24 protein-coding genes are annotated in these 25,150 nt (G+C 72.4%); 11 read left to right on the top strand and 13 right to left on the bottom strand.

Annotated elements, in window-relative coordinates:
• Positions 1-106 precede the first annotated feature (106 nt).
• Complete coding sequence (locus tag ABZX11_RS10405) at positions 107-823, top strand: FadR/GntR family transcriptional regulator (RefSeq protein ID WP_354911745.1); 717 nt, start codon at positions 107-109, stop codon at positions 821-823.
• Between the two features lie 6 nt (positions 824-829).
• Here ABZX11_RS10405 and ABZX11_RS10400 read toward each other — a convergent pair whose 3' ends face one another.
• Genes ABZX11_RS10400 through ABZX11_RS10370 form a run of 7 tightly spaced genes read right to left on the bottom strand, consistent with a single transcriptional unit; the run spans position 830 to position 9,634 of the window.
• A complete protein-coding gene (locus ABZX11_RS10400; protein ID WP_354911742.1) occupies positions 830-3,073 on the bottom strand; it encodes an alpha-L-fucosidase in 2,244 nt (747 codons plus the stop codon).
• A 26-nt stretch (positions 3,074-3,099) separates the two neighbouring features.
• Positions 3,100-3,957 (bottom strand): aldo/keto reductase, encoded by an 858-nt coding sequence (locus tag ABZX11_RS10395; RefSeq protein ID WP_354911739.1) that lies wholly within the window; start codon positions 3,955-3,957, stop codon positions 3,100-3,102.
• The gene (locus tag ABZX11_RS10390; RefSeq protein WP_176176514.1) at positions 3,957-4,976 is read right to left on the bottom strand and encodes an ABC transporter permease; all 1,020 of its coding nucleotides are present in this window, start codon (positions 4,974-4,976) and stop codon (positions 3,957-3,959) included. Before ABZX11_RS10390 ends, ABZX11_RS10395 begins: the two co-directional genes overlap by 1 nt.
• Positions 4,969-6,468, bottom strand: a complete 1,500-nt coding sequence (locus ABZX11_RS10385) for a sugar ABC transporter ATP-binding protein (RefSeq protein WP_354911735.1) — start codon at positions 6,466-6,468, stop codon at positions 4,969-4,971. The genes ABZX11_RS10390 and ABZX11_RS10385 overlap by 8 nt, the downstream gene beginning before the upstream one ends.
• Positions 6,469-6,492: 24 nt before the next feature.
• Positions 6,493-7,560, bottom strand: a complete 1,068-nt coding sequence (locus tag ABZX11_RS10380) for a sugar ABC transporter substrate-binding protein (RefSeq protein ID WP_354911732.1) — start codon at positions 7,558-7,560, stop codon at positions 6,493-6,495.
• Positions 7,557-8,327 carry an SDR family oxidoreductase gene (locus ABZX11_RS10375; protein WP_354911729.1) on the bottom strand — a complete coding sequence of 257 codons (771 nt, stop codon included), beginning with the start codon at positions 8,325-8,327 and terminating at the stop codon, positions 7,557-7,559. Before ABZX11_RS10375 ends, ABZX11_RS10380 begins: the two co-directional genes overlap by 4 nt.
• Positions 8,324-9,634 (bottom strand): enolase C-terminal domain-like protein, encoded by a 1,311-nt coding sequence (locus tag ABZX11_RS10370; protein ID WP_354911727.1) that lies wholly within the window; start codon positions 9,632-9,634, stop codon positions 8,324-8,326. The genes ABZX11_RS10375 and ABZX11_RS10370 overlap by 4 nt, the downstream gene beginning before the upstream one ends.
• Positions 9,635-9,826: 192 nt before the next feature.
• Between ABZX11_RS10370 and ABZX11_RS10365 the strand changes: the two genes are divergently transcribed.
• The 6 genes from ABZX11_RS10365 to larE are packed head-to-tail and all read left to right on the top strand — an operon-like array spanning position 9,827 to position 15,392.
• Positions 9,827-10,678, top strand: coding sequence for a fumarylacetoacetate hydrolase family protein (locus tag ABZX11_RS10365; protein ID WP_176176509.1), 852 nt, complete (start codon positions 9,827-9,829; stop codon positions 10,676-10,678).
• On the top strand, positions 10,675-11,520 hold the full coding sequence (locus ABZX11_RS10360) for an amidohydrolase family protein (RefSeq protein WP_354911724.1): 846 nt from the start codon (positions 10,675-10,677) through the stop codon (positions 11,518-11,520). The genes ABZX11_RS10365 and ABZX11_RS10360 overlap by 4 nt, the downstream gene beginning before the upstream one ends.
• The gene (gene larA / locus ABZX11_RS10355) at positions 11,517-12,791 is read left to right on the top strand and encodes a nickel-dependent lactate racemase (RefSeq protein WP_354911721.1); all 1,275 of its coding nucleotides are present in this window, start codon (positions 11,517-11,519) and stop codon (positions 12,789-12,791) included. Before ABZX11_RS10360 ends, larA begins: the two co-directional genes overlap by 4 nt.
• Positions 12,788-13,459, top strand: coding sequence for a nickel pincer cofactor biosynthesis protein LarB (larB, locus tag ABZX11_RS10350; RefSeq protein ID WP_354911718.1), 672 nt, complete (start codon positions 12,788-12,790; stop codon positions 13,457-13,459). Before larA ends, larB begins: the two co-directional genes overlap by 4 nt.
• Positions 13,456-14,589 carry a nickel pincer cofactor biosynthesis protein LarC gene (larC, locus tag ABZX11_RS10345; protein WP_354911715.1) on the top strand — a complete coding sequence of 378 codons (1,134 nt, stop codon included), beginning with the start codon at positions 13,456-13,458 and terminating at the stop codon, positions 14,587-14,589. The genes larB and larC overlap by 4 nt, the downstream gene beginning before the upstream one ends.
• Positions 14,589-15,392, top strand: a complete 804-nt coding sequence (larE, locus tag ABZX11_RS10340) for an ATP-dependent sacrificial sulfur transferase LarE (protein ID WP_354911712.1) — start codon at positions 14,589-14,591, stop codon at positions 15,390-15,392. The genes larC and larE overlap by 1 nt, the downstream gene beginning before the upstream one ends.
• 43 nt (positions 15,393-15,435) lie before the next feature.
• On the opposite strand, the gene ABZX11_RS10335 is transcribed toward larE, so the two are convergent.
• The gene (locus ABZX11_RS10335) at positions 15,436-16,416 is read right to left on the bottom strand and encodes a WYL domain-containing protein (protein ID WP_354911710.1); all 981 of its coding nucleotides are present in this window, start codon (positions 16,414-16,416) and stop codon (positions 15,436-15,438) included.
• A gap of 109 nt (positions 16,417-16,525) precedes the next feature.
• Here ABZX11_RS10335 and ABZX11_RS10330 point away from each other — a divergent pair, with 109 nt between their 5' ends.
• Positions 16,526-16,987, top strand: a complete 462-nt coding sequence (locus tag ABZX11_RS10330; RefSeq protein WP_354911707.1) for a VOC family protein — start codon at positions 16,526-16,528, stop codon at positions 16,985-16,987.
• Positions 16,988-17,055: 68 nt separating this feature from the next.
• Entirely contained in the window at positions 17,056-18,078 is a 1,023-nt protein-coding gene (locus ABZX11_RS10325; protein WP_354911705.1) for an aldo/keto reductase, read from the top strand.
• Positions 18,079-18,238: 160 nt separating this feature from the next.
• On the opposite strand, the gene ABZX11_RS10320 is transcribed toward ABZX11_RS10325, so the two are convergent.
• Entirely contained in the window at positions 18,239-19,180 is a 942-nt protein-coding gene (locus ABZX11_RS10320; RefSeq protein WP_354911702.1) for a helix-turn-helix domain-containing protein, read from the bottom strand.
• Between the two features lie 40 nt (positions 19,181-19,220).
• Positions 19,221-20,204, bottom strand: coding sequence for a YbhB/YbcL family Raf kinase inhibitor-like protein (locus ABZX11_RS10315; protein ID WP_354911700.1), 984 nt, complete (start codon positions 20,202-20,204; stop codon positions 19,221-19,223).
• A 114-nt stretch (positions 20,205-20,318) separates the two neighbouring features.
• Between ABZX11_RS10315 and ABZX11_RS10310 the strand changes: the two genes are divergently transcribed.
• Positions 20,319-20,954 carry a GntR family transcriptional regulator gene (locus ABZX11_RS10310; RefSeq protein WP_176178310.1) on the top strand — a complete coding sequence of 212 codons (636 nt, stop codon included), beginning with the start codon at positions 20,319-20,321 and terminating at the stop codon, positions 20,952-20,954.
• Between the two features lie 43 nt (positions 20,955-20,997).
• On the opposite strand, the gene ABZX11_RS10305 is transcribed toward ABZX11_RS10310, so the two are convergent.
• Complete coding sequence (locus tag ABZX11_RS10305; protein ID WP_354911698.1) at positions 20,998-21,885, bottom strand: aldo/keto reductase; 888 nt, start codon at positions 21,883-21,885, stop codon at positions 20,998-21,000.
• A gap of 87 nt (positions 21,886-21,972) precedes the next feature.
• Between ABZX11_RS10305 and ABZX11_RS10300 the strand changes: the two genes are divergently transcribed.
• Entirely contained in the window at positions 21,973-22,557 is a 585-nt protein-coding gene (locus ABZX11_RS10300; protein ID WP_354911695.1) for a helix-turn-helix domain-containing protein, read from the top strand.
• Positions 22,558-22,559: 2 nt separating this feature from the next.
• On the opposite strand, the gene ABZX11_RS10295 is transcribed toward ABZX11_RS10300, so the two are convergent.
• Together ABZX11_RS10295 and ABZX11_RS10290 are read right to left on the bottom strand one after the other, a co-directional pair.
• Positions 22,560-23,252, bottom strand: a complete 693-nt coding sequence (locus ABZX11_RS10295; protein ID WP_354911692.1) for a hypothetical protein — start codon at positions 23,250-23,252, stop codon at positions 22,560-22,562.
• 148 nt (positions 23,253-23,400) lie between these two features.
• On the bottom strand, positions 23,401-25,149 hold the full coding sequence (locus ABZX11_RS10290; protein ID WP_354911689.1) for a trehalase family glycosidase: 1,749 nt from the start codon (positions 25,147-25,149) through the stop codon (positions 23,401-23,403).
• Position 25,150 lies beyond the last annotated feature (1 nt).

Below are 25,150 nucleotides of genomic sequence, written 5' to 3'. Positions count from 1 at the left end.
TCGGCATCGAAATAGGTGAATCAATTCACGATATGCAACAGCCTCCCCACCCAGACTAATAGACATCATACGAATGATAGAATGGCGCTTCACGAGAAGGAGTGCCATGGCGAGGTCGTTGACCGACGAAGCGATCGACCGGATCCGGGAGTTCGTCCGGTCCGGCCGGTTCCCGGCGGGCGCCAAGCTGCCCCCCGAGCACGAACTGGCCACCGAGCTGGGGATCTCCCGCAGCCCGACGCGCGAGGCCGTGAAGGCGCTCGCGCTGGCCCGGGTGCTCGAAGTCCGCCGCGGCGACGGCACGTACGTCACCAGCCTCGCCCCCAGCCTGCTCCTCGAGGGCCTCGGCAACGCGGTGGCGCTCATGCAGGACGGGAGCATCCTCGAACTCACCGAGGTCCGCCGGCTCCTCGAGCCGGCGGCGACCGGCCTGGCCGCCACGCGGATCACCGACACGCAGCTGCGGGCCGTGGGCGAGCTGCTCGACGCCATGCACGAGGCGATCGAAGACGTCGAGCGCCTCACGGTGCTCGACGCGGCCTTCCACCGCGCGGTCGTCAGCGCCGCCGGCAACGAAACCCTCACCGCACTCCTGGACGGGATCTCCTCGCGCACCCTGCGCGCGCGAGTCTGGCGGGGCACCGTCGAACGCGGTGCCACGCACGTGACGCTGTCGCAGCACAAGGCCATCTACGACGCGCTGGCCGACCGCGACCCGGCGGTGGCCACCGCCGCCGCGCTGATGCACGTCGACACCTCCGAACGCTGGCTGCGGGCGCACCTGGCCGACCTGAAGGACATCGACGGCCGGCCAGGCGCGTGATCGCCGTCAGACCACCCCGAACAGCCACCGCAGGTTCGGGCTGCCGTCGTCGTTCCACACCTTCAGCGGTGATCCCGAAGGCACGTTCCCGCCGCCGTCGAGCATCAGCCCGGTGACCCGGTTGGCGATCACGAAGACGCCGCCGCCGGTGTCGGTGACCGACCACTGCTGGCTCGCCGCGCCGGTGTAGGCCGCCTGCACCGGGTTGCCGCCCGCCGAGGTCGCACCGGCACCGTCGATCACGAGACCGTTCGTGCGGTTGGTCAGCTTGGCGAACCCGTCGCCGACGTCCTCGACGCCGAACTGCAGGTTCGTGCTGCCGTCCGGGGTCCAGACCTTCAGCCCGCTGCCCGCCGCGACCGCGCCGCCGCCGTCCACGGCCAGCCCGCTGGTGACGTTGACGATCCGGAACCACCGGGCGGGGTCGAACGCCACGCGCATCGAGACGACGGCGGCCGGCGGCACGTCCGGCGTGGCCGCGACGAACCGGCTCGGGGTGCCGGTGAAGTCGTCGGCCGGGTAGCCGAGGGCCTGGTAGCCGTCCCCGGGCCAGATCGCGGACACGGGCTGGGGAAGTGCGGCCTTGAGCTGGGCCGCGGTGTAGCTGCCGATCCCCAGCGCCGCGCTCGCCCCGCCGTAGTTGCGGACGGCGAACACCTTCGCGCCGGTGGCCGGACCCACCACCGGGATCTTGCCCGCGAACGTCAGCTTCAGCACGTAGGCGGGCGAGTCGTACGGCTTGGCCGGCAGCGTGACGCGCAGGGCGGCCGCGTCCTGGGTGTACTTCAGCGCACCGGGCGCGCCGAGCAGTTCGACGCGCCGCAGGCTGCTCAGGTCGATCCGCTTGCCGGACAACGTGGTGAGGTCCGCGGTGGCCCCGGGCCAGGCCAGCACGGTCGCGTAGAGCACGCGGCCCGCCTTGTCCCGGGTGAACCGGAAGTCCTTGGCCGTGCCCACCTTCGGGGAGACGAACGAGCCGCCGCCCATCTTGGTCGGGCCCTCGCCGTAGACGTCCCAGACACGCGTCGAGTAGATCGACTCGCCGACGCGCCCGAGGTAGGTCCCGAAGTCCGCCAGCACCGCGCGCTGCTCGGCCGGGATGGTGCCCTCCAGCGTCGGGGAGATGTTGAGCAGCATGTTGCCGCCCTTGCTGACCCGGTCGATCAGCGCGTGGATCATCTGCGTGCTCGAGTAGTAGCCGATGCCCCGGGTGTAGCTCCAGCTGCTGCTGGAGATGGCGTCGTCGGTGAGCCAGTAGGGCGTGACGATGTCGGCCGGGCCGCCGCGTTCGTAGTCGGCGACTTCGCCGCGGGTGGTGAAGCCGTGGTCGAAGTGCTTGAACGTCGAGACGACGTCCTTGCCCCACTTTTCGGCCTGGTTGTAGTAGTAGGCCAGGAATTCGAGGCGCTGCTGCTCCCCCACCGCGCACGGGCCGCTGTTGATGCAGTAGCCGGGCGAGTTCAGCGAAAAGTCCTGCCAGAGGACGTCGGGCTTCGCGCGGTCGATGACTTCCTTGAGCTTGGCCAGCCAGAGCGCGTCTTCTTCGGCGCGCGGCAGCTGGCCGTACAGCTTCCGCAGGCTCGGGGTGCTCTGCGGCGGGGCGAAGTCGTAGAAGCCGTTGTAGTTGAACGCGTGGTGCATCGCGACCAGCAGCTTCAGGCCCTGCCCGCGGATGGCGTCGGTGAACAGCTTCAGCAGGTTGAGGTGCGGCCCGCGGGCCACCGAGTTCCACTCGTTGACCTTGCTGTCCCACATGGAAAACCCGTCGTGGTGCTCGGCGACCGGGCCGGCGAACTTCGCCCCCGACGCCTTGACCACCCGCGCCCACTCCTCCGGGTCGAACTGCCCGCCGCGGGAGACGAGCTTCGGCGCGAACTGCACGGGGTTGCCCGCCACGTCGGTGCCGCCGTCGATGAACCGGTCGTAGCCCCACACCGCCGGGTCGCCGTAGGTGGCCTTGTGGTGCTTGTTCTCCCCGCTGTCCGGGATGTACATGTTCCGGCCGTACCACTCGCTGCCGAACTCCGGCGTGGTGAAGGCACCCCAGTGCCAGTAGATGCCGAACTTGGCGTCCTGGAACCACTCCGGCGCGGGCGGGTGCCGGTCGACCGACGGCCAGGTCGGTTCGTAGGACTGCGCGGCGGCCGCCGCCGGACCGGCCAGCGCCGGCGGCACGGCCGCCGCGGCGAGCCCGGCGGCGGCGAGGGCACCGAACTGCCGTCGGGAGAACGGGTTCTGGGCAGGGGGCATCGTTGCACGCTCCTGGGTGAGGGGACCTAGCAGGAAATCAACTGGTGCAGCAGGTCGTGCGGCACCTCGCGGTGGAAGGCATCGAGGTTCTCCCGCACCTGGGCGGCGCTCGTGACGCCGACCAGGACGGAGGTGACGGCGGGATGCGCGGCGGCGAAGGCGAGCGCGCACGCGGCCAGGTCGTAGCCCGCCGAAGCGGCGACCTCCCGCATCCGCCGGGCGCGCGCCACCAGGTCCGCCGCCGCCGGGGCGTAGTCGAACCAGGCGCCGGGCCGGGGGTCGATGAGCAGGCCGGAGTTGAACACCCCGCCCAGCACCACGGCCACCCCGCGCTCGGCGCACCGGTCGAGCAGCCGGGCTCCGCTCCGGTCCAGCAGCGTGTACCGGCCGGCGAGCAGGACCACGTCGACGTCGAGCCGTTCGACGAACCGGGCGGGCATCTCCCACTGGTTCATCCCGACGCCGATCGCGGAGACCACGCCTTCGTCGCGCAGCCGGCGCAGCTCCGGCCACGCCTCGGAAGCGGCTTGCTCTTCGTGGTCGTCGGGGTCGTGGAGGTAGGCGATGTCGACGCGGTCGAGGCCGAGCCGGTCGAGACTGCCTTCGATCCCCCGGCGGACGGCGTCCGCCGAGAAGTCGAAGAAGCAGCCGCCGTCGGTGAGCGTCCGGCCGACCTTCGTCGACACGGTGAACGAGCCCGCGGGCCGCCCGGCCAGCGCCCGGCCGAGCCGGCGCTCGGCCAGCCCGAAGCCGTAGTAGGGCGCGGTGTCGAAGTACCGGACCCCGGCGGAGGCCGCCGCGGCGACGACCTCCGCGGCGGCCTCGTCGTCGACCTCGCCGAAGACGTTGCCCAGGCCCGCGGTGCCCAGGCCGAGGTCCGCCATCAGGTCTGCCGCTTGCCGCTGGTGATCCGGGACATCACCAGCGCGATGAGGATGATCGCGCCGTTGAGCGCCCCGATCCACTGCGCGGGCACGCCGGCCAGTGTCAGCACGTTCTGGATCATGTACAGCAGCAGGATGCCGGTGAACGCGCCGAAGAGCGTGCCGCGGCCGCCGTTGAGGCTGACGCCGCCGATCACGGCGGCGGCGAACACCGTGAAGATGTAGCCGTTGCCCTGCGCCGCGGCCACCGAGGCGAGCCGGCCCGAGAGCAGCAGCCCGCCGAGCGCGGCCAGCACACTGGCCCCGATCAGCACGATCCACACGATCCGGTCGGTCCGGATGCCCGCGGCCTTCGCCGCGTCCTCGTTGCCGCCGATCGCGTACAGGCTGCGGCCGAACCGGGTGTAGCCGAGCAGGACGATCCCGCCGGCGAACAGCAGCACGCAGATCCAGATCGACGCCGGGATCCCGGCCCACAGCGTGGTGCCGAGGTAGAGCATCGAATCGGACATGCCGAAGAACGTCTGGCCGCCGGAGATGCCGGTCAGCAGGCCGCGCAGCACGATGAGCATGCCGAGGGTGACGACGAACCCGCTCAGCCCGAACCGGACGATCAGCAGGGCGTTGAGCGCCCCGACCACCACGCCGACGAGCAGCACGACGGGAACGCCGGTCCAGGACGGCAGCAGCCCGAGGGAATGGCCGCCGGTGATCGTCAGCCAGGCCGCCACGCCGGGGGCGAGCCCGAACGTCGATTCCAGCGACAGGTCCATCTTGCCGACGACCAGGACCATCGTCTGGGCGAGCACCAGCAGCGCGATCTCCGACATCGTCTGCAGGATGTTGATCACGTTGTCGTACTGCAGGAACACCGGGTTCACCAGCTGGCCGACGACGGCGATCGCGATGATCCCGGGCACCAGCGCGAAGTCGCGCAGGCGGGCCAGCGCGATGCGCCGGGGCGCGGGCGGGGTTCCGGTCCGCGGCGGGGCGCCCACCGCGGCGGGGCTTTCAGGCATCGAGGTCGACTCCTTCCATGGCGGCCACGACCTCGCGGTCCTGCCAGCCTGCGGGCATTTCGGTGGTGAGGTGGCCGTGCACCACGACCAGCAGCCGGTCGCACAGGCGGAGATCGTCGAGCTCGTCCGAGGCGATCAGCACCGCGGTGCCCGCCGCGGCGGCCTCCGCGACCTTGCCCAGGAGGAACTCCTTCGACCGCACGTCGACCCCGGCGGTGGGGGTGATCAGCACGAGCAGCGCGGGATCGCCCGCGAGGGCGCGGGCCATCACGACCTTCTGCTGGTTGCCGCCGGAGAGCGCGGACACCGGCAGCTCGGGGCCGGGGGTCTTGACCGCCAGCCGGGAGATCAGCTGCCCGGCGAGCCGGTCGCGCAGGCCGGACCGGACGAAGATGCCGGGCCCGAGCCGGTCCATCACGCTCATCGTGGAGTTGTCCGCAATGGACATCTCCGGCACGAAGCCCTGGCGGTGGCGGTCTTCCGGGACGAACCCGATCCCCGCGGCCAGCGCGTCCGGTACGTCGCCGGGCCGGGGCCGGGAGCCGGCGACGAGGACCGTGCCGGCGGTGGGTTTGCGCAGCCCGGCCAGTGCCTCGGCGAGCTCGGTCTTGCCGCTGCTGCCGGAGCCGGCCAGCCCGACGACCTCGCCGGGCGCGATGGCGAAGGAGACGTCCGCGAAGAACGGCGCGAGGGTCAGGTCGTCCACCCGGAGCACGGGTTCGGCGCCGCGGCGCGCCGAGGACACCCGTTCCTGCGTCACGACGGCGTTCTCCCCGGTCATCGCCGCGACGAGGTCGGCCTTCGGCAGTTCGGCGACCGGCGCGGTGAGGACGTGCCGGGCGTCCCGGTACACCGTCACCGTGTCGCAGATTTCGTACACCTCCTGGAGGTGGTGGCTGATGAACAGGAACGTGACGCCCTGGCGCTGCAGCTCGGCGATGTGCCCGAACAGCCGGGTGATGGCGGCCCCGTCGAGCTGCGCGGTCGGCTCGTCGAGGATGACGAACCGGGCGCCGAACGACAGGGCCCGCGCGATCTCGACGAACTGCCGCTGCTCGACGCTCAGCTCCCGGGCCGGCCGGTGCACGTCGACGTCGACCGACCAGCGCTCCAGCAGCTCGGCGGCCGAGCGGCGCAGCGCGGACCAGCGGACGAATCCGCCGCGGGTCTCCTGCCGGTTGAGGAACAGGTTCTCCGCCACCGACAGGTCGGGGATGATCGTCGACCGCTGGTACACGCAGGCCACCCGGGCGCGCCAGGCGTCCCGGTCGGCCAGTGCCGGGGCCGGTTCCCCGTCCAGCCGCACGGTCCCGGCGTCCGGCTCGGTCAGTCCGGTGAGGACGGACACCAGGGTCGACTTCCCGGCCCCGTTGCGGCCGACCAGTGCGTGCGTCTGTCCGGGTAGGACGGTCAGATCGGCGTGGTCCAGCGCCACGGTGGCGCCGTAGCGCTTGACCACGCCGCGTGCCTCGACGACCGGCACGGTGCTCATGTGCGCTTCCTCTCGCCAACCGGGTCAGCTCTTGCTGTTGCCCCACAGGGACTGGTCGTCGACCTTGACGCTGCTGACCGGCCCGAACGTGGCGCCGTCCGCGGTGACCAGCGGCGCGGCCAGCTGGTCCTCCATCAGGCCGTCGCGGACCTGGATGATGGTGCTGTCATGGTCGGTCTTGCCTGCCGTCGGCGTCTTGCCGTCGATGGCGTCCTTGACGTACTGCAGGGCGTACTTGGCGAACAGGTCCGCGGGCTGGGACACGGTCGCGTCCATCTCGCCGGACCGGATCTTGGCCAGTTCCTCGGGGATGCCGTCGTTGGACACGATGAACACGTGCTTCGGGTCGCTCGCCGGGACAGCGAGGCCGCGCTGCTTCAGCAGCTGCAGCGTGCCGGACAGGGCGAAGCTGGACTGCATGTAGACGCCCTTGATGTCCGGGTTCGCGGTCAGCCGCGTCTGCAGCTTCTGGGCGGCGGTGTTGGCGTCCCAGTTGGTGGCCTCGCCGAAGACGGTGATCCCCGGGAAGTTCTTCTTCATGCAGTCGTTGAAGGCCTCGGTGCGGTCGCGGCCGTTGATCGAGGCGAGGTCGCCCTGCAGCATGACGACCTTGCCCTTGCCGGCGAGCTTGGTGCCGAGGAACTGGCAGGCCTTCTCGCCGTAGGCCCGGTTGTCCGCGCGCACGACCATGTAGACGTTGCCCTGGTCGGGGCGGGTGTCGACGGACACGACCGGGATCTTCTTGGTCGCCAGCTGCTGCAGGGTCGGGATGATCGCCGCGGTGTCCTGCGGCGCCATCACCACGCCCTTGACGCCCTGGCTGATCATCGTCTGCACGTTGGCCGTCAGGTTGGCGACGTCGTTCTGCGAGTTGGTGGTCTTGAGGTCGAGGCCGAACTGACCGGCGAACTGGGGCACGTACTTGATGTAGGCGTTCCAGAAGTCGGTGTCCGAGCGCGGGTAGTCGACGCCGACGACGGTCTTGCCGCCCGAAGCGCCGGTGGAGCCGCCGCCGCTGCAGCCGGCCAGTGCGGCCGCGGTCAGGACGCCGGCGGTGACGACGGTCGCGGCGCGCAGGTGCTGGAACTTCATGACCTCTCCTCGTTGACAGGTTTGGGGCGGAGACGGAGGCCGGACATCCCGCCGTCCACGGCGAGATCGGTGCCGGTGGTGGCGCCGGAGTCCGGGCCGGCCAGGTAGCAGATCGCCGCGGCGACCTCCTCGGCGGTGACCAGCCGGCCGGTCGGCTGGCGCGCGGCGAGGGCGGCCAGCTCGGCGTCGGGATCGTCGGCTTTCGAGAGCAGCCGGTCGATCCACGGCGTGTGCGCGGTGCCGGGGTTCACGCAGCACACGCGGATGCCCTCGGCCAGGTGGTCGGCGGCCATCGCGCGGGTGAGCGCGAGGACCGCGCCCTTCGTGGCGCTGTAGAGCGCTCGCTGCGGCAGCCCGGCGGTGGCCGCGATCGAGCAGGTGTTCACGATCGCCGCCGCGGCCGACGCCCGCAGGTGCGGCAAGGCCGCGCGGGTCACCCGCACCATGCCGACGACGTTGACGTCGAACACGCGGTGCCACTCCGCGTCTCCGTTGTCCTCGACCGTCCCCTGTGCCCCGATCCCGGCGTTGTTGACCAGGACGTCCAGGCCGCCGAGGTGCTCGACGGCGGCGGCGACCGCGGCTCGCACCGAGTCGTCGTCCGACACGTCCGCCCGCACGCCGGTCAGCGGTTCCTCGACCTTGTCGTTCAGGTCGAGGCAGACGACCCGGGCACCGCGCGCGGACAGCCGCAGCGCGGTGGCGAGCCCGATGCCGGACGCGCCGCCGGTCACGATCGCGCGGATGCCGTCGAACTCCCCGCTCACGCGACCACCGCGTCCCGCTGCCAGACCGGGCCGTCCGGGAACCGGTACCGCGCCACGGATTCCGCGTGCAGCCGCGCCCCGAGGCCCGGCTCCCGCGGGGCCAGGTAGCGGCCCCGTTCGATCCGCACCGGGTCGACGAAGTGCTCGTGCAGGTGGTCCACGTACTCGATGACGCGGTCGGTCTGCGTGCCGCTCACCGCGACGAAGTCGAACATCGCCAGGTGCTGCACCATTTCGCACAGCCCGACCCCGCCGGCGTGCGGGCACACCGGGACGCCGAACTTCGCCGCCAGCAACAGGACCGCGATGTTCTCGGTGACCCCGGCGACCCGGCTGGCGTCGAGCTGCAGCACGTCGATCGCCTGCGCCTGCAGCAGCTGCTTGAACATCACCGCGTTGTGCGTGTGCTCGCCGGTGGCCACCTTGATCGGCGCCACCGCCCGGCGGATCGCCGCGTGGCCGAGCACGTCGTCCGGTGACGTCGGTTCCTCGATCCAGTACGGGTCGAATTCGGCCAGCGGGCGCAGCCATTCGATGGCCTGCCCGACACCCCACGCCTGGTTGGCGTCGATGGCGATCCGCACGTCCGGCCCGACGACCTCCCTGGCGAGCCGCAGCCGGCGGATGTCCTCGTCGAGGTCGGCGCCGACCTTGAGCTTGATCTGGGTGAAGCCGTCGGCGACCGCCTCCGCCGAGAGCGCCGCCAGCTTCTCCGGCGAGTAGCCGAGCCAGCCGGGAGTCGTGGTGTAAGCGGGAAAACCGGTTTCCAGGAGCTCGGCCTGGCGGGCGGCGCGGCCCGGTTCGGCGCGGCGGAGGATGTCGAGGGCTTCGGCGGGGGTCAGCGCGTCCTGCAGGTACCGGAAGTCGACGAGATCGACCAGCTCCTCCGGCGGCATCTCGGCCAGCAGCCGCCAGACCGGCTTGCCTTCGCGGCGGGCCCGCAGGTCCCACGCCGCGTTGACGATCGCGGCCGCGGCCATGTGGATCGCGCCCTTGTCCGGCCCCAGCCACCGCAGCTGGCTGTCCCCGGTCAGCCGTCGCGAGAAGGCACCGAGGTCGGCGAGCGCCTCGTCCACCGGCATCCCGGCGACCAGGGGCACCAGCGCCCGGACGGCGGCGACCTCGACGTCGTTGCCGCGGCCCACGGTGAAAGCGAGCCCGTAGCCCTCTTCGCCGTCGCTCGTGCGGATGGTCACGTACGCCGCCGAGTAGTCCGGTTCCGGGTTCATCGCGTCCGACCCGTCCAGGCTCAGCGACGTCGGGAAGCGGACGTCCACGGCGTCGATGGCGCTGATCACTTCGGCCAACGGGGCCACCTCTCCTTCGGGGCAGACAACATATGTATGGCTACGCGTCGGCACGCAGAATGTCCAGAGTCGATCCGTAACACGGCAATAACTTGGACTCAACGTGACAGTCGACTACTTTTCGCAGTTTTACGTATGATGACTGGTCAGAGCTTTGAACAAGACATCATATGTCTGCTACCGTCCCCCGCCATGCGCTTCCAACGCCTCGGCGACCCCGGCCACGAGATCCCCGTCGTCCTCGACGAAACCGGTGCGGCGCGGGACCTGCGTTCGCTGACCCCGGACGTCGACGGCGCCTTCTTCGCCGCCGACGGCGTCGCGCGGGCCCGGGCGGCGCTGCGCGAGGGGACCCTGCCGGCGCTGGAGGTCACGGGGCTGCGCGTCGGCGCCCCGGTGGCCCGGCCCGGCCTGCTCGTCTGCATCGGGCTGAACTATTCCGACCACGCCGCGGAAACCGGGGCCGAGCCGCCCGCGGAGCCGGTGGTGTTCCTCAAGGCCACCAACACGATCGTCGGCCCGGACGACACCGTGCTCATCCCGCGCACCAGCACCAAGACCGACTACGAAGTCGAACTCGCCGTGGTGCTCGGCGGCCGGGCGCGGTACCTCGCGTCGCCGGAAGACGCCGGCGCGGTCATCGCCGGGTACGCCGTGTCGAACGACGTCAGCGAGCGCGAGTTCCAGCACGAACGCGGCGGCCAGTGGACCAAGGGCAAGTCCTGCGAGACGTTCAACCCGCTCGGGCCGTGGCTGGTCACCCCGGACGAGGCCGGCGACCCCCAGGAGCTGGGCCTGCGCCTGGCCGTCAACGGGGAGCAGCGCCAGGACGGCACCACGAAGAACATGCTCTTCGACGTCCGGCACGTCGTCTGGTACCTCAGCCAGTTCATGGTGCTGGAGCCGGGTGACGTCGTGAACACCGGCACGCCGGCCGGGGTCGCCTTCGGTGCCAACGACTTCCCCTACCTGTCCGAAGGGGACGAAGTGACCGTGGAGATCGACGGCCTCGGCCGCCAGCACCACCGGATCGGCCGGGCGTGACCGGCCGGCGCGTCGACGCGCACCACCACCTGTGGCAGACCTCCGTCCGCCGTCACGCGTGGCTGGACGGCGACGAGACCGCGGCCATCCGCCGCGACTTCACCCCCGCGGACCTGCGCGCGGCCGCCGAGGGGATCGACGCGACCGTGCTCGTCCAGGTGCTGCCGGACCTGGACGAGTCGGTCGAGTTCCTCGCGACCGCGGCCGCCGAGCCGCTCATCGCCGGGGTCGTCGGCTGGCTCGACCTCACCGGCTCGCCGGCGCGGGACCTCGAACGGCTGCGGTCGGCCCCGGGCGGCGAGCTGCTGACCGGCATCCGGCACCTCGTCCAGGCCGAACCCGACCCGCGCTGGCTGGAACGCGAAGACGTCCTCGCCGGGCTGGCGGCGGTGCGGGACGCCGGGCTGGTGTACGACCTGCTCGTGCTGCCCCACCAGCTTCCGGCGGCCACGGCGGCGGTCCGGGCCCTGCCGGACCTCACCTTCGTCCTGGACCACCTCGCGAAACCGCCGATCGCGAGCGGCGAGCTCGAACCGTGGGCGAGCGGGATCGCGACCCTGGCGCGGGAGCCCAACGTCGTCGCGAAGCTGTCCGGGCTCGTCACCGAGGCCGACCGGGAGCACTGGACGGCCGCGGACCTGCGGCCGTACGCGGAAACCGCGCTCGCCGCCTTCGGCCCGGACCGGCTGATGCTCGGCTCCGACTGGCCGGTGTGCCTGCTCGCCGGGACGTACGCGGAAGTCATGAACGCCGCCGAAAGCCTCCTCGACGGGCTTTCCCCGGCCGAAAGCGATGCCGTCCGCGGCGGAACCGCGTCCCGCGTCTACGGGCTGGCGTCATGACCGCCACCGTCCGGCTCGCGTACGGCGAGACCGGACTGAATCTCGCCATCGATCCGGCGGTCACCACCGTGGTGACGCCGGTGCACCACCCGGTCACCGAACCCGCGGAAGTGCTGCTGCGCCGGGCGTTGCGGGCACCGGTCGCCGGGCCGCCGCTGCGCGAGCGGGTGCGGCCGGGGCAGACCGTCGCGATCTCGGCGTGCGACGGGACCCGGCCGCAGCCGCGCGACCTGATGATCCCGGCGATCCTCGCCGAGCTCGACGGCGTCGTCCGCCTCGAGGACGTCGTCATCCTGGTCGCCACCGGCACCCACCGCGGCAACACCGACGCCGAGCTGCGCGCGATGTTCGGCGACGACGTCGCCGACACCGTCCGGATCGTGAACCACGACGCCCGCGACCGCGCGAGCCTGACCTGGCTGGGCCGTCACGGCGACGACGTCCCGGTGTGGCTGAACAGCGAGTGGGTGGCCGCCGACGTCCGGATCACCACCGGGTTCGTCGAACCGCACTTCTTCGCGGGGTTTTCGGGCGGCCCCAAGCTCGTCGCGCCCGGGCTGGCGGCGCTGGAAACCGTGCTGGTGCTGCACGACGCCCGCCGGATCGGGCACCGCAACGCCACCTGGGGCATCACCGAAGGCAACCCGGTGCACGACGACGTCCGCGCGATCGCCGCGGCCACCGGCGTCACCTTCGCCTTCGACGTCATCCTCAACCGCGACAAGGCGGTCATCGGCGCGTTCGGCGGCGACCTGCTCGCCATGCACGCGGCCGCCGCCCGGGCCGCCCGTGACGTCGCCATGCGGCCGGTACCGGCGCCGTTCGACGTCGTGGTGACGACCAACTCCGGGTATCCGCTCGACCAGAACCTCTACCAGGCCGTCAAGGGGATGTCGGCGGCGCACCGGATCACCAGGCCGGGCGGGACGATCGTCTGCGCCGCGGAGTGCCGGGACGGCTTCCCCGACCACGGCTCCTACCGGGAGGTCCTCGCGTCGGCGAGTTCCCCGGCGGCGCTGCTCGCGGAGATCTCGGCCCGCGCGGTGACCGTGCCCGACCAGTGGCAGGTCCAGATCCAGGCGAAGATCCAGGACGAATGCCGGGTGGTCGTGCACACCGATTTCCTGAGCGAAGCCGACCTCGCGACGGCGCACCTGACCCGGACCACCGACATCGCGGCCACCGTCGCCGAAGCCCTCGACCGGGCCGGGCCGGGCGCGCGGGCCTGTGTGCTGCCGGAAGGCCCGCTCACGATCCCGTACGTGGCATGAGTACCGCCGATCTCGGGTTCGCCCGCGTCGACCTGGACCGCGAAGACCGGCAGGGACTCCCGGAAGTCGTTTACGGGCCGGGGAAAACCCCGGCGCAGGTCGCGGCCATCGTGCAGACGCTGCTCGCGCACAACACCGGTCCGGTGCTGGTCACCCGGGTCGAAGCCGAACCGGCGCGGGCGGTGCTGGCCGAGGTTCCCGGCGGCCGCTACTCCCCCGGCGCGCGGCTGCTGGTCTGGCGCCCGGCTCCGGCGACCGCCTTCACGGTCGCGGTGGCCGCGGCCGGGACATCCGACGGCCCGGTCGCCGAGGAAGCCGCGGAGGTCGCCGCGGCCATCGGGCTCGCGGTGCGGGTGATCACCGATGTCGGTGTCGCGGGCATCCACCGCCTGCTGGCCGAACGGGACCGGCTGCGCGAGGCCGACGCGGTCATCGTCGTCGCGGGCATGGAAGGTGCGCTCGCTTCGGCCGTCGGCGGGCTGATCGCCTGCCCGGTGATCGCCGTGCCGACGTCCACCGGGTACGGCGCGGGCCTCGAAGGGGTCACGGCGTTGCTGGCGATGCACGCCTCCTGCGCAGCGGGGATCACCGTGGTCAACATCGACTCCGGGTTCGGCGCGGCCATGGCCGCCTTCCGGCTCGCCCAGGTCCTGCGGAGGTCCCGGTGACGATCTGCGTCATCTCCCCCTTCACCGGCCTGGCCGGGGACATGCTCCTCGCCGCCCTCGCCGACGCCGGCGCGCCGCTGGAGCGCGTCCGCTCCGCCATCGCCTCCAGCGGGCTGACCGCGTGGGAGCTGCGTGTCCAGTCCTTGCTCACCCACGGGCTGATGGCGGCCCGGGCGCTCGTGGACGTGACCGACGACGCGACCAGCCGGTCCGCGGCCGAGCTGATCGCCATGGCCGGGCGGGTCGAACCCGCGCCGGTCGCGGCCAAGGCGGTCGCCGCGCTGCGCGCCATCGCCGAGGTGGAAGCCAGGCTGCACGGCGAAGCACCCGAACGCGTCCACCTGCACGAACTCGGCGGGCACGACACGCTCGTCGACGTCATCGGGGTCTGCGCCGCGCTCGACGCGCTCGAAGTGTCCACTGTGTACTGCGGGGCGCTGCCGCTCGGCAGCGGCACGGTCCGCACCGCCCACGGCCTCCTCCCCTGCCCGGCCCCGGCGACCGCGGCGCTGCTGCGGGGCGCGCAGACGGTCGGGAGCGACCTCACCGGCGAGACGGTCACCCCGACCGCGGCCGCGGTGCTGCGGGCCGTCGGCGCCCGGTTCGAGCCGCCGCCGGAGTTCCGCCTGCTGGCCACCGGTTACGGCGCGGGCACCCGGTCGCTGCCGGACCGGCCGAACATCGCGGTCGTGCACCTCGGCGAGCTGGTCGGCGCCGGGTCCCGCACGCTGGTGGTGCTGGAGACCAACCTCGACGACGTCACCGGTGAAGTGCTCGGCCACGTCGTGGGCGAGCTGCTGGCAGCCGGGGCGCTCGACGCGTGGCTCAGCCCGGTGACGATGAAGAAGGGCCGGCCGGCGCACGTCCTGCACGTGCTCGCCGAGCCCGGGCACGCCGCCCGGCTCGGGGATCTGATGCTCGCCGAAACCGGCAGCCTCGGCTTCCGCGAGTACCCGGTCCGCCGGACCGCCCTCGAACGGGAGACCGAAACGGTCGACGTCCTCGGCCTGCCGGTGCGGCGCAAGCGCGGGCCGCACGGCGCGAAGCCGGAGCACGACGACGTGGTGGCCGCCGCACGCGAACTCGGGCTGCCGGCGCGGGTCGTCGCGACGATCGCGGCGGGCCGCTGATGGACGGCACCCGGCTCGTGAGCCACCTGGCCGCCCTCGGCCGGCTCGCGGTGGCGTTCTCCGGCGGCGCGGATTCGGCACTGGTGCTCGCGGCGGCCGTCCGCGCCCTCGGCCCGGCGAACGTGCTGGCGGTGACGGCGAACTCGGCGAGCCTGGCCGCGGTGGAACTGGCCGACGCCCGGCGGATCGCGGCGGACCTCGGCGTCCGCCACCTGACCCCGCCGACCGCCGAGCTGGCCGAGCCGGGCTACGCGGCCAACGGCCGGAGCCGGTGCTACTTCTGCAAATCGACGGTGCTCACGACGATCGCCGAGGTGGCGGCCGCCCACGGTTTCCCGGCCGTGGCCACGGGAACGAACGCGGACGACGCCATCGACCCGTTCCGGCCGGGCATCCGCGCGGGCGACGAACTCGGCGTGCACACCCCGCTGCGCACGCTCGGCCTGTCCAAAGAGGACGTCCGCACGATCGCCCGCGGCTGGGGCCTGGTCTGGGCGGACAAACCGGCGGCCCCCTGCCTGGCGAGCCGCGTCCGGTACGGCATCCCGATCACCACGGCCACGCTGGCCCGGGTGGAACGGGCCGAATCGGCGGTGCGCACGTTCCTGGCCGAGCGCGGGGTGCACTCACGCAACGTCCGGGTCCGCGACCTCGGCGGCACGGCCCGGGTGGAACTCGACCCCGAGGCGGCCACGGCCCTCCACGACGACGAGGAGCTGCCGGCGGCCGTACGGGCGGCGGGTTTCGCCGAGGCCACGGTGTCGCCCTTCCGCTCCGGCGCCCTCAACCACGAACCGGGCTGAACCGCCCGGCCGGGGGATCCCGCCGCGCCGGTGGTGGTCGCCTTCACCCGCCGGGATTCGCCGCACGGGTCGCGCGGGCCGCCAGCTCGGCAAAGGCCTCCCGCAACTGCCGCGGCCCCACCACCTCCACCTCGCAATCGAAACGCAGCAACCCCGCAGCAAGAGCTGCCCACGACCAGGACCCGATACTCAGCCGCGTCTTCCCCGGGGCCGCTTCCTCGACAACAGCGTCGCCGGCGAACGGTGCCACGTCGGCGACCGGCCGGTCGAGGACCACCTCGCCCCGGCACGGCCAGCGGTCACCCCCGTCCGATCCCTTGAAGCGGGCGGCAAGGAAGGCCGCGACGTCGCCGCCCGGCACCTCCCGCGGGGTGAACCGCGGCCCGTTCGGGACGCGCAGCCGCATCCGGTCGGCTCGGTAGGTCCGCCAATCCCCGCGGACGGTGTCCCAGCCGACCAGGTACCACCGTCCACTTCGGACCACCAGGTGGTGCGGCTGCACCCGCCGCGGCCGGTCGTCGTCCGGTCGTGACGGGGACTCGTAGTCGAACCGGACCTCTTCGGTGGCCCGGATCGCCGCGCTCAGCGCGAGCAGGGTGTCCGGGGCGACCTGGCCCGCGGCGGTCCCGGCCGCGGCGATCTCCAGCACGTCGACGCGCTGCCGCAGCCGGGCGGGCAGCAGCTGCCGCACCGTGGCCAGCGCCCGCGCGGCGGCCTCTTCGATGCCCGCGCCGGTCCCGACGGCGATCCGCAGCGCCACCGCCAGCGCGACCGCCTGCTCTTCGTCGAACAGCAACGGCGGCAGCTGCCCGCCCGCTTCGAGCCGGTAGCCGCCGTCGGGGCCCTTGACCGCCTGAACGGGGTAGCCGAGCTCCCGCAGCCGGTCGACGTCCCGGCGCACGGTCCGTTCGCTGACGCCCAGCCGGCCGGCGAGCAGCGCGCCCGGCCAGTCCCGGCGGGCCTGCAGCAGGGACAGCAGGGCGAGCAGGCGACCCGAGGTCGCCGTCGAAGAGGCGATCGGCACGAAGCCATGGTGCCACGAAAAGCGGACGTTCCCTGACCGCTACTCCTGCGAACGTGGCTCTCGCCACCGGAACCCACCGGTGGCGGAAACCCTCCAGAAGGACCGGAACATGTCGCTCACCGCTGTCGCCCACCTCAACTTCACCGGCCAGGCCCGCGAGGCCCTCGAGTTCTACCGGTCGGTCTTCGGCGGCCAGGTCACCATCGCCACCTACGGCGACTTCGGGATGCCCGCCGAGCTGCCGGGCGCGGCCAAGGTGGTGTTCGGCCAGGTCACCGCGGACAACGGCTTCAGCGTGATGGCCTACGACGTCCCCGGCACCGACGCCCCGGCCCCCACCACACCCACCACCCGCCGCGAGAACGGCACCACGATCACGCAGGAGCGGTTCTTCCTGTCCGTCCGCGGCGCGACGGTCGACGAGGTCTCCCCGGTGTGGAAGGGCCTCGCCGAGGGCGCGACGGTCATCGAAAAGTTCGGCCCGGCCCCGTGGGCGCCGGCGTTCGGGATGCTGACCGACCGCTTCGGCGTCACCTGGATCGTCGACGTCGCGGCCGCGTACCAGGGCTGACCACTTCCCCCGCGTGGCGGCGGGGTGCCCGCACCCCGCCGCCACGCCCGGCCACGGAGAGACCTCCTGTGCAGACCCGCCCCCTCGGCCGCACCGGCCTCCAGGTCAGCGTGTTCACCCTGGGCACGATGATGTTCGGCCCGTACGGCAACCCCGACGCGGACGCGTGCGTCCGGATCGTCCACCGCGGGCTCGACCACGGCATCACCACCATCGACACCGCCGACGTCTACGGCGACGGCGAGAGCGAGCGGATCCTCGGCAAGGCCCTGCGCGGCCGCCGCGACGACGTCGTTCTCGCCACCAAGGGCAACGGCCCGATGGGACCCGGCCCGAACCGGCGCGGCAACTCCCGCGGCTGGATCGTCTCCGCCGTCGAAGGGTCGCTGCGCCGCCTCGGCGTCGACCACCTCGACCTCTACCAGCTGCACCACCCCGAGCCCGGCACCGACATCGAGGAGCCGCTGAGCGCGCTGACCGACCTGCAGCGCGCGGGCAAGGTGCGGGTCATCGGGCACTCCAACCTGCCGGCGTCCGAGATCGTCGAGGCCCAGTGGGTGGCGCAGCGCCGCGGCCTGGCCCGGTTCCGCACCGAGCAGCTGCACTACTCGATCCTCAACCGCGGGGTCGAGCGCGAAATCCTGCCGGTGTGCCGTCGCCACGACCTCGGCGTGCTGGTGTGGAGCCCGTTGTCGATGGGACTGCTCACCGGCCACTACCGTCCGGAAGCGGCCGCGGCCGGGCGCCTGCACTGGGCCCCGCGGCACATGACCGACGCACGCAAGCTCGCCGCCGTCGACGCGCTCGTCCCGGTCGCCGAGGAGGCCGGAATCCCGTTGCGGCACTTGGCGTTGGCGTTCGTCACCAGCCACCCCGCGGTCTCCTCGGCGATCATCGGCCCCCGCACCGAGGACCAGCTGGCGGACCTGCTCGCCGGAGCCGGCACCCGGATCGGGGACGACCTCCTCGACCGGATCGACGAAATCGTCCCGCCCGGCACCGATCTCGGGCCGGTGGACGTGGCCTACGAACCACCGCACCTCGCGCAACCGCACCTGCGGCGCCGCGGGACCGGCTGCGCCGAGCCGTGAGACCGGAGGCGCGGCACGTTCAGCTGTACTGATCGGCGAGGTTGGGACGCGGCTGGCGGGTGGGTGGCCTGCGAGTGCGGTGTGTCCGCGGTGGTGGTTGTAGGTGTGCAGCCAGAGGGGCAGGCGCGGTGTCGTTCGATCTTCTCCCCGGGCAGTACAGCTAGCGCGACCGGAACGTCTTCCGGTACGCGCTCGGGCTCACCCCCACCGTCTGCGCGAACTGCACCCGGAAGTTGCTCGGCGACGGGAACCCGACCTGCCCGGCGATCCGGTCGATCGTGTACTCGGTCAGCTCCAGCAACTCCTGGGCGTGCCGGATCCGCACGCCGGCCAGCCAGTGGACCGGGCTCTGGCCGGTTTCGGCCTGGAAGTGCCGGGTCAGTGTGCGGGTGCTCATGCCGGCCGCGGTGGCGATGTCGGCCAGGGTGAGCGGGCGGTGGGCGTTCTCCTCGATCCACGCCAGCGCCTTCTCCAGGGTCGCGGTCTGGTAGGTCGGGCGGTTGCGCAGGATGTACTGGCCCTGGCCGCCGGTGCGCTGCAGCGGCGCGACCGCCAGCCGCGCGGTGTCGGCGGCGACCGCCGCTCCGTAGTCGCGCTCCACGATGTGCAGGCACATGTCCAGGCCCGCCGAGGCACCCGCGGACGTCAGGATCTGCCCGTTGTCGACGTAGAGCGCGTCCGGGTCGACCTCGACGGCGGGGTACCGCCGGGCCAGCTCGTCGGTGGCGAGCCAGTGCGTGGTCGCCCGCTGCCCGTCGAGCAGGCCGGCCTCGGCGAGGGTGAACGCGCCGACGCAGATCGAGGCGACCCGGGTGCCACGCGCCACCGCGGCACGCAGGAACCCGGCGACGCCGTCCGGAGTGGGCCGGTCTGGGTCGTTCCGGCCCGGGACGACGACGAGGTCGGCGTGCACCACCGCGTCGAGCCCGGCGTCGACGTGCAGCCGCACCGGGCCGGCGCCGACCACCGGCTCCGGCCCGGCGACGACGATCCGGTAGCCCCCGCGCCCGTCCGGCAGCCGGACGCGGCCGAGCGTCTCGATCGGCGTGGCCAGATCGAAGGCGATGACGTCGTCGAGAGCCAGCACGGCCACCGTGTACATGCTGCCAACGTACGCCGGGTGGCGTGATCCAGGCGGCCGGCTACCCGTTGGCCAGCCGGCGGCGGACGGTGCGTTCCAGGATGCCGAGGGTGGCCTTGAGCGCGGACTCGGGCACCACCGGGAAGGTGAGGCGCCGCTTCCACTCCTCGCCGATCTCCGACCAGTCGTAGTAGGACGTGACGAGGGTGCCGCCCTCGGCGGGCTCCAGCCGGTAGCCGTAGAGGTGGCGGACGTGCGTCCCGGTCCGGCCTTCGACGGTCCAGGCGATCTCCGCACCCGGGACGAACGTGGTGATGACGACCTCGACGTCGTACTTCCCGAGCGGGACGTCCCCGAGGGCGTCCCGGTCCATGTGCACCAGGAACCGGTCGCCCGCCTGGCGCACCGGTTGCCCCTCCGCGCCCATGAGCATGCCGGAGGCGTCGATGTCCACGTGGCCCTGCGGGTCGGTCAGGACCGCGAAGACGGCGTCGGCGGGCGCCGGGACGAGCCGGGAGACCTCGAGGCGTTCGGCGCCCGGCGTCTCCGCGGTGGCGGTCAGCACCGCGCGGCCGAGGACGTGCCCGGCCATCGTGAAGCCGAGCACGGCCGGGGTGGCGTCGGCCGGGACGCCGATCGCGGGGACGTCGAGGGCGTGCACGACGAAGAAGTAGCGGTGCGGGCCGTGGCCGGCGGGCGGGACCGCGCCGAGGAAGCGGGCTTCGCGGGTGTCGCCCGGGAGCTGGACGGCGCCGTCCGGGAGTCCGGAGCCGGTGGCGTCGCCCGCGCCTTCGGGCAGCTCGGTGACGGTGGCGGGGATGTCGGCGACCGCCCAGTGCCAGAAGCCGGAGCCGGTGGGGGCGTCGGGGTCGTAGACGGTCACGGCGTAGCTCTTCGTGCCCGCCGGGGCACCGCTCCAGGACAGCTGCGGGGAGAGGTCGGTCCCGGACCGGTGCTGCGGTGGCAGCGCGGCGCCCTCGGTGATCGTGGCGCTGGTGACGGTGAAGGAGGGAACCTCGGGAAGGCGGGCGAACGGGTCGTTCATCGGATCACTCTTCTGCAGGGGCGGATCGGTCTCCATCGACCATAGCACCAATAATCGATTATTGCTGCGATCGTCTACACTTGTGCGGTGACAGCTTCTTCTCCGGGCCGGCCCATGTTGTCCGAGCAGGCCTACGCACGCCTGCGGGACGCGATCATGCGCGGACAGTACGCGCCCGGCGAGGCCCTCAAGCCGCAGGACCTGGCCGAGGCGCAGGGCGTGAGCCTGGCCGTGGTGCGCGAGGCGCTCGTCCGGCTGGTCGGTGACGGGCTGGCCGATCGGCTGCCGAACCGGGGCTTTGCGGTTCCGGTGTTCTCCGACCGCCGGTGGCAGGAGGTCGCGGAGGCCCGCCGGACGGTCGAACCCGTCGTCCTGCGGCTGTCGGTCGAGCGGGGGGACCTCGCCTGGGAAGGGCGGGTGCGGGCCACGCACCACCGGCTGGCCCGGACACCGGCGTTCGCTCCCGACGAGGGGCACCACTACACCGAGGAGTGGGCCGAGGCGCATCGGGTCTTCCACCGGACACTGCTGGAGGGGTGCGGCAACGCGGTGCTGCTGGAGACGTTCGACCGGATGTGGACGGCGAGCGAACTGGCCCGGCGGTGGTCGGCGCACCGGACGCCCGAGCGTGACTACCTGGCCGAGCACGCCCGGCTGGAGGAGGCGGCCTTGGCCCGGGACGCCGAGGCCGCGGCCGCAGCGCTGACCGAGCACCTCACGCTGACCGCGGCGGCACTGGCGGAGGAGTGAGCCGCGGCGCCCGTCCGCGCGAGACTCCCCCGCCTGCCCGCCCTCAGCGCAGGCTGAGGTCCATCGGCCGGGTCGGGATCGCGCCCAGCTCGGCCAGCGCCTCGTCGTCCAGCTCGATCTCCGCCACCGCGAGGTTGGCCTCCAGGTGCTCCGCGCTGGCCGTTCCGGGGATCAGGTGCACGTTCGGCGCGCGGTGCAGCAGCCACGCCAGGCCGACCTGCGCCGGCGTCCGGCCCAGCTCCTGCGCCGCCTTCTGCACCGGCGGCTCGTCCGTCACCTTCGGCAGGCCGGGGAAGGCGCCTCCCAGCGGGAAGAACGGGACCCAGGCGATGCCCTCCGCGAGGCACAGCTCCAGCATCTCCTCGTCGTCCCGGCTGACGAGGCTGTAGGCGTTCTGCACGCAGGCGATGCCCGCCGGGAGCGCCCGGCGCAGCGTCTCCGGGGTCACCGCGCTGAGGCCGATGGCGCCGATCTTGCCCTCGGCCCGCAGCTGGGTCATCACTTCCAGCTGGTCGTCGAGGTCCACCCGCTGGTCTCCCTCGGCGAGCACGCCCGGGAGGCGTTCGGCCCGGCGCAGGTTCACCAGGGGGATGCTGTCGACGCCCAGCGCCCGGAGGTTGTCCTCGACGCTGGCGCGCAGTTCCTCCGGCTTCTGCGCGAGGCGGAGCGGGGTCGGGGCTCCCGGGTCGGGGTCCGCTCCCACCTTCGTGGCGATCAGGGCGCCGGTCCGCACCTCGCGGATCACGTCGTTCACGAAGCCGTTGCCGTAGAACTGGGCTGTGTCCAGGTGGTCGACGCCCAGCTCGAGGGCGTGACGCAGGAGGGCAACCGCTGCCGGGCGGTCGCCGCTCAGGCGTTCCAGCTGCATGGCTCCGTAGCCGACGCGGAAGACGGTTCGGCCGGCGAGGGTGGCTTGTTCGGTCGGCGGCATGAGGGGGTCCTGTCCTTGTGCGATGATGGGCTAAGCGGAGGTGCCTCCGCTCTTGCCGACCGTAGCACAAACGGAGGTGCCTCCGCTTTGCCTTCCTCTCCGTCTTCGCCTTCACCTGCCCGGCCCGTGCGGTCGGATGCGCGGAGGAACCGGGACAAGCTCGTCGCCGTGGCCCGGTCCGCGTTCGCCGGTGCCGAGGGGCCCGTGGCCCTCGAAGCTGTCGCCCGCGAGGCCGGGGTGGGGATCGGCACGCTCTACCGGCACTTCCCGACCCGGGAGGCGCTCGTCGAAGCCGTCTACGCCGCGGAACTCGACGACGTGACCGGGAGCGCCGCGCTCCTCCTCGAGCGGCTGGCCCCCGAGGAGGCTCTTCGGGCCTGGATGGATCGGTATGCGGCCTTCGTGGCCACCAAGCGGGGAATGGCCGATGTCCTCCGGGCCAGTGTCGCCTCCGGGCGGATCGCCACGCCCGCCACCCGGGCTCGGATCACCGGGGCCATCGGGCTGATTCTCGAAGCCGGCGTGAAAGCCGGGACCCTGCGGGCCGGTGTTCAGGCCGAGGACGTGACGCTGCTCGTGCTGGGAGTTTTTCTTTCCACCGCCGACGAGCTCGATTCCGAGCGGACGCGCCGGATGCTCGATCTCGTCGCCGACGGGCTTCGCGCGGGTTAGGTTCAGGATGCGGTCACCGAATACGTGTTCGCCGCGAAGTTCATCCCGCCGGCCGATGACGTGATTTCGAATCCGAACTGCACTTCGCCGAGGGTGACGTCCCCGAACCAGCCCCGGGACCTTATCCAGTTCATCACCGCGAGGATGTCCACCGTTCCCGTGTTCGTGTCGGACGTACGGAGGAAGGAGAACACTTCGTTCGATCCGTTCGATCCCCGGTAGACGTCCCAGGTGTGACCGCCCACCGTGACCGTCGTCTGCTTGGTCCCCAGTGGACCCACGGGACCCTGCTTGTTGACCCACAGCATGATCTCGTACGCGTTGTTGTTCGCCCAGATGTCGTACGCCGTCTCGTACGCCCCGCTTCCCGGCCTGGTCACGGCGAACGTGCTCGACACCTGGTGCAGCGAACCGATCGTGCGGCCGACGTTCTTCGCCGAGTGGGGGTACGACTTGATCCCGCCCGTGTTCGGGTGGTCGGCCCACACTCCCCAGTTGCCGTAGGAATTCGCCCAGATGGTCTGCGGGCCCACTCCGCTCCCCCAGACGTCGTTGCGGACCGTGTAACCCCCGTCGGACCACGTTGCCCATTTGTCCGAGGATGACCAGGTCGCGGCTTCGGCCGCGCTCGCGGTGGCCGCCACCGCCGCGGCCGCCGTCAGGGAAACCAGCAGGGTACGCACGACGTTGTGCATGGCTTTCGTCCTTTCCCGGATATTCGAACGGGCGGCCGCCAAAGCGGGCCGTTCGGTCGAGGGGCTGGGACGAACTATTGCAGGGCCGTTGTGCACGGTCAAGATTCGGTGCGTGATTTTCGCACCGGAAACAATGGCATCGATGATTTCAATGGGGGGCCGTCGTCGATTCGGTCGAATACGCGGTGAGGCGCCGCCCTTCCGGCGTGCGGCGCTCGGCTTCGGCGGAAAGGAGCAGGTAGGCCGCCGCCGTCCACGTGTAGGCGCGGTCTCGCAGGCCGTCGCCGCTCAAGGCGTCGAAGTTCTCCGCGAACCCCGACTTTTCGCACACCGCACGGAAGCGGGCGCTGACGCGGTCCGCCAGGTCCGTCGCGCCCGCCCGGCGGAGGCCGTCCTCGATCAGGACCGTGGCCGGGGCCCACACCGGACCCCGCCAGTAGCCGTCCGGCTCGTAGTGCGGCGATTCCGGGCGCTCGGTGGCCAGGCCGATCGCCGTCAGGTGTGCTTCCAGTCCGGTCACGAGCCGGTCCCGGACCGCCGGGGGCAGGTGTTCTCCGAGCACGATCGGCATCAGTTCCAGGAGGCTCGCCCCGGATTGTGCCTCCCCGGTGGCCGCCACCCGGCTGACGAACTTCGTGCCGTCCCACAGCCCGTCCAGCAATGCCGCCAGCATGCGGTCCGCTTCGGCGGCCCACTTCGCCGCCGCCACGGAGCCTCCCTGAGCTGCGGCCATCGCCGCCAGTTCCTTCAGCTGCAGCACCAGGAACGCGGCGAGGTCGGGCGTCTGCACCAGCCGCCGGTGCGCGAACGGCGTCGCGTTGTCCCAGCCGCTGTCGTTGCCGTGCTCGTAGTGGGCGAACGGCGCTCCGGGCACCCGGCGGTGCTCGAGCCAGAACGTCGTCCACGCCGCCAGCTGCCGGTACGCCCGCCCGGGGTCCGGCAGGCCTCCGGGGAGGCGGTCGCGCAGGCGGCTCAGCGCCCAGCCGTGGATCGGCGGCTTGACGAAGTTGCGCAGCACCTCCGCGTGGGTGACCGAATCGGGCAGCGCGCCCCGGTCGTCCTGGTGGTCGAAGACGACCTGGATCTGGTGCCAGGCCAGCTCCGGCTGCCCGGCGGCCAGCGCGAGCGCGGTGAAACAGTGGTCCCAGCTCCACACCTTGTCCATCCAGTGCTTCGACATCAGCACCGCCGGACGGCCGACGAACCCGGCGGACGCCACGATGGCCGACCAGAGCACGTAACAGGCCAGCTCGGCCGCGGGCGTGCGCTCGCCGCGCCACGGCGCCACCGCGTCGGCGAAAGCGGTGAACTCCGTCCGGGCGGCGGCGACCACGTCGTCGAACGCCGATGCCGGCGCGTACGGCTCACGAGCGCCGGGGAGCTCCTCGATCGCCACCTCCCACGCGTCGCCGCTCACGACGACAGCGCGCTCGGCCGTCCCGAGCGCTTCGGCGCCGATGTACCGCACCTGTCCGGAAAGGACGGTGACGCGGTAGCGCTGACCCGTTTCGTACGACGTGAACACCGCCGCGCCGGTGACCGGGTCGGCGAAGAAGTAGGTGCCGGTGAACGGGGTCAGCGTGACCTCCGCCGCGCGGATCCGCAGGGCCAGGCCGCGCCCGGCGATCCGGAGCGTGTCCGGGCCCGCGAACGCCGCGGTGATCCGCCGGTCGCCGGTCCCCCAGGTCAGCGCGGCCGGGGTGGCCGCCACCGGGACGTCGGCCCGCTCGCCGCCGCTCTCCGGGACCAGCGCCAGGACGGCGTGCAGGCCGTGGCGGTGGGACACCAGGTGCAGGTCGTCGGCGTAGGTGGCCTCGGCCACCACCGGGGAGACGCCGAACCACGATCCCGGGTGGCTGAACGGGATCTCCCGCAGCGAGAATTCGCCCGTGGGCACA

The organism is Amycolatopsis sp. NPDC004169 (assembly GCF_040610315.1).
GTDB lineage: Bacteria > Actinomycetota > Actinomycetes > Mycobacteriales > Pseudonocardiaceae > Amycolatopsis.
This window is presented reverse-complemented; position numbering and strand designations above follow the sequence as displayed.

What these genes read in the sequence shown, in the direction of transcription:
- larB (WP_354911718.1), top strand. Translation starts at nt 12,788, where the DNA reads ATGAGTACCGCCGATCTCGGGTTCGCCCGCGTCGACCTGGACCGCGAA.
- ABZX11_RS10320 (WP_354911702.1), bottom strand. Translation starts at nt 19,180, where the DNA reads ATGTACACGGTGGCCGTGCTGGCTCTCGACGACGTCATCGCCTTCGAT.
- ABZX11_RS10395 (WP_354911739.1), bottom strand. Translation starts at nt 3,957, where the DNA reads ATGGCGGACCTCGGCCTGGGCACCGCGGGCCTGGGCAACGTCTTCGGC.
- ABZX11_RS10330 (WP_354911707.1), top strand. Translation starts at nt 16,526, where the DNA reads ATGTCGCTCACCGCTGTCGCCCACCTCAACTTCACCGGCCAGGCCCGC.
- ABZX11_RS10305 (WP_354911698.1), bottom strand. Translation starts at nt 21,885, where the DNA reads ATGCCGCCGACCGAACAAGCCACCCTCGCCGGCCGAACCGTCTTCCGC.
- larE (WP_354911712.1), top strand. Translation starts at nt 14,589, where the DNA reads ATGGACGGCACCCGGCTCGTGAGCCACCTGGCCGCCCTCGGCCGGCTC.
- larA (WP_354911721.1), top strand. Translation starts at nt 11,517, where the DNA reads ATGACCGCCACCGTCCGGCTCGCGTACGGCGAGACCGGACTGAATCTC.
- ABZX11_RS10295 (WP_354911692.1), bottom strand. Translation starts at nt 23,252, where the DNA reads ATGCACAACGTCGTGCGTACCCTGCTGGTTTCCCTGACGGCGGCCGCG.
- ABZX11_RS10315 (WP_354911700.1), bottom strand. Translation starts at nt 20,204, where the DNA reads ATGAACGACCCGTTCGCCCGCCTTCCCGAGGTTCCCTCCTTCACCGTC.
- ABZX11_RS10380 (WP_354911732.1), bottom strand. Translation starts at nt 7,560, where the DNA reads ATGAAGTTCCAGCACCTGCGCGCCGCGACCGTCGTCACCGCCGGCGTC.
- ABZX11_RS10310 (WP_176178310.1), top strand. Translation starts at nt 20,319, where the DNA reads ATGTTGTCCGAGCAGGCCTACGCACGCCTGCGGGACGCGATCATGCGC.
- ABZX11_RS10365 (WP_176176509.1), top strand. Translation starts at nt 9,827, where the DNA reads ATGCGCTTCCAACGCCTCGGCGACCCCGGCCACGAGATCCCCGTCGTC.
- ABZX11_RS10400 (WP_354911742.1), bottom strand. Translation starts at nt 3,073, where the DNA reads ATGCCCCCTGCCCAGAACCCGTTCTCCCGACGGCAGTTCGGTGCCCTC.
- ABZX11_RS10385 (WP_354911735.1), bottom strand. Translation starts at nt 6,468, where the DNA reads ATGAGCACCGTGCCGGTCGTCGAGGCACGCGGCGTGGTCAAGCGCTAC.
- ABZX11_RS10390 (WP_176176514.1), bottom strand. Translation starts at nt 4,976, where the DNA reads ATGCCTGAAAGCCCCGCCGCGGTGGGCGCCCCGCCGCGGACCGGAACC.
- ABZX11_RS10405 (WP_354911745.1), top strand. Translation starts at nt 107, where the DNA reads ATGGCGAGGTCGTTGACCGACGAAGCGATCGACCGGATCCGGGAGTTC.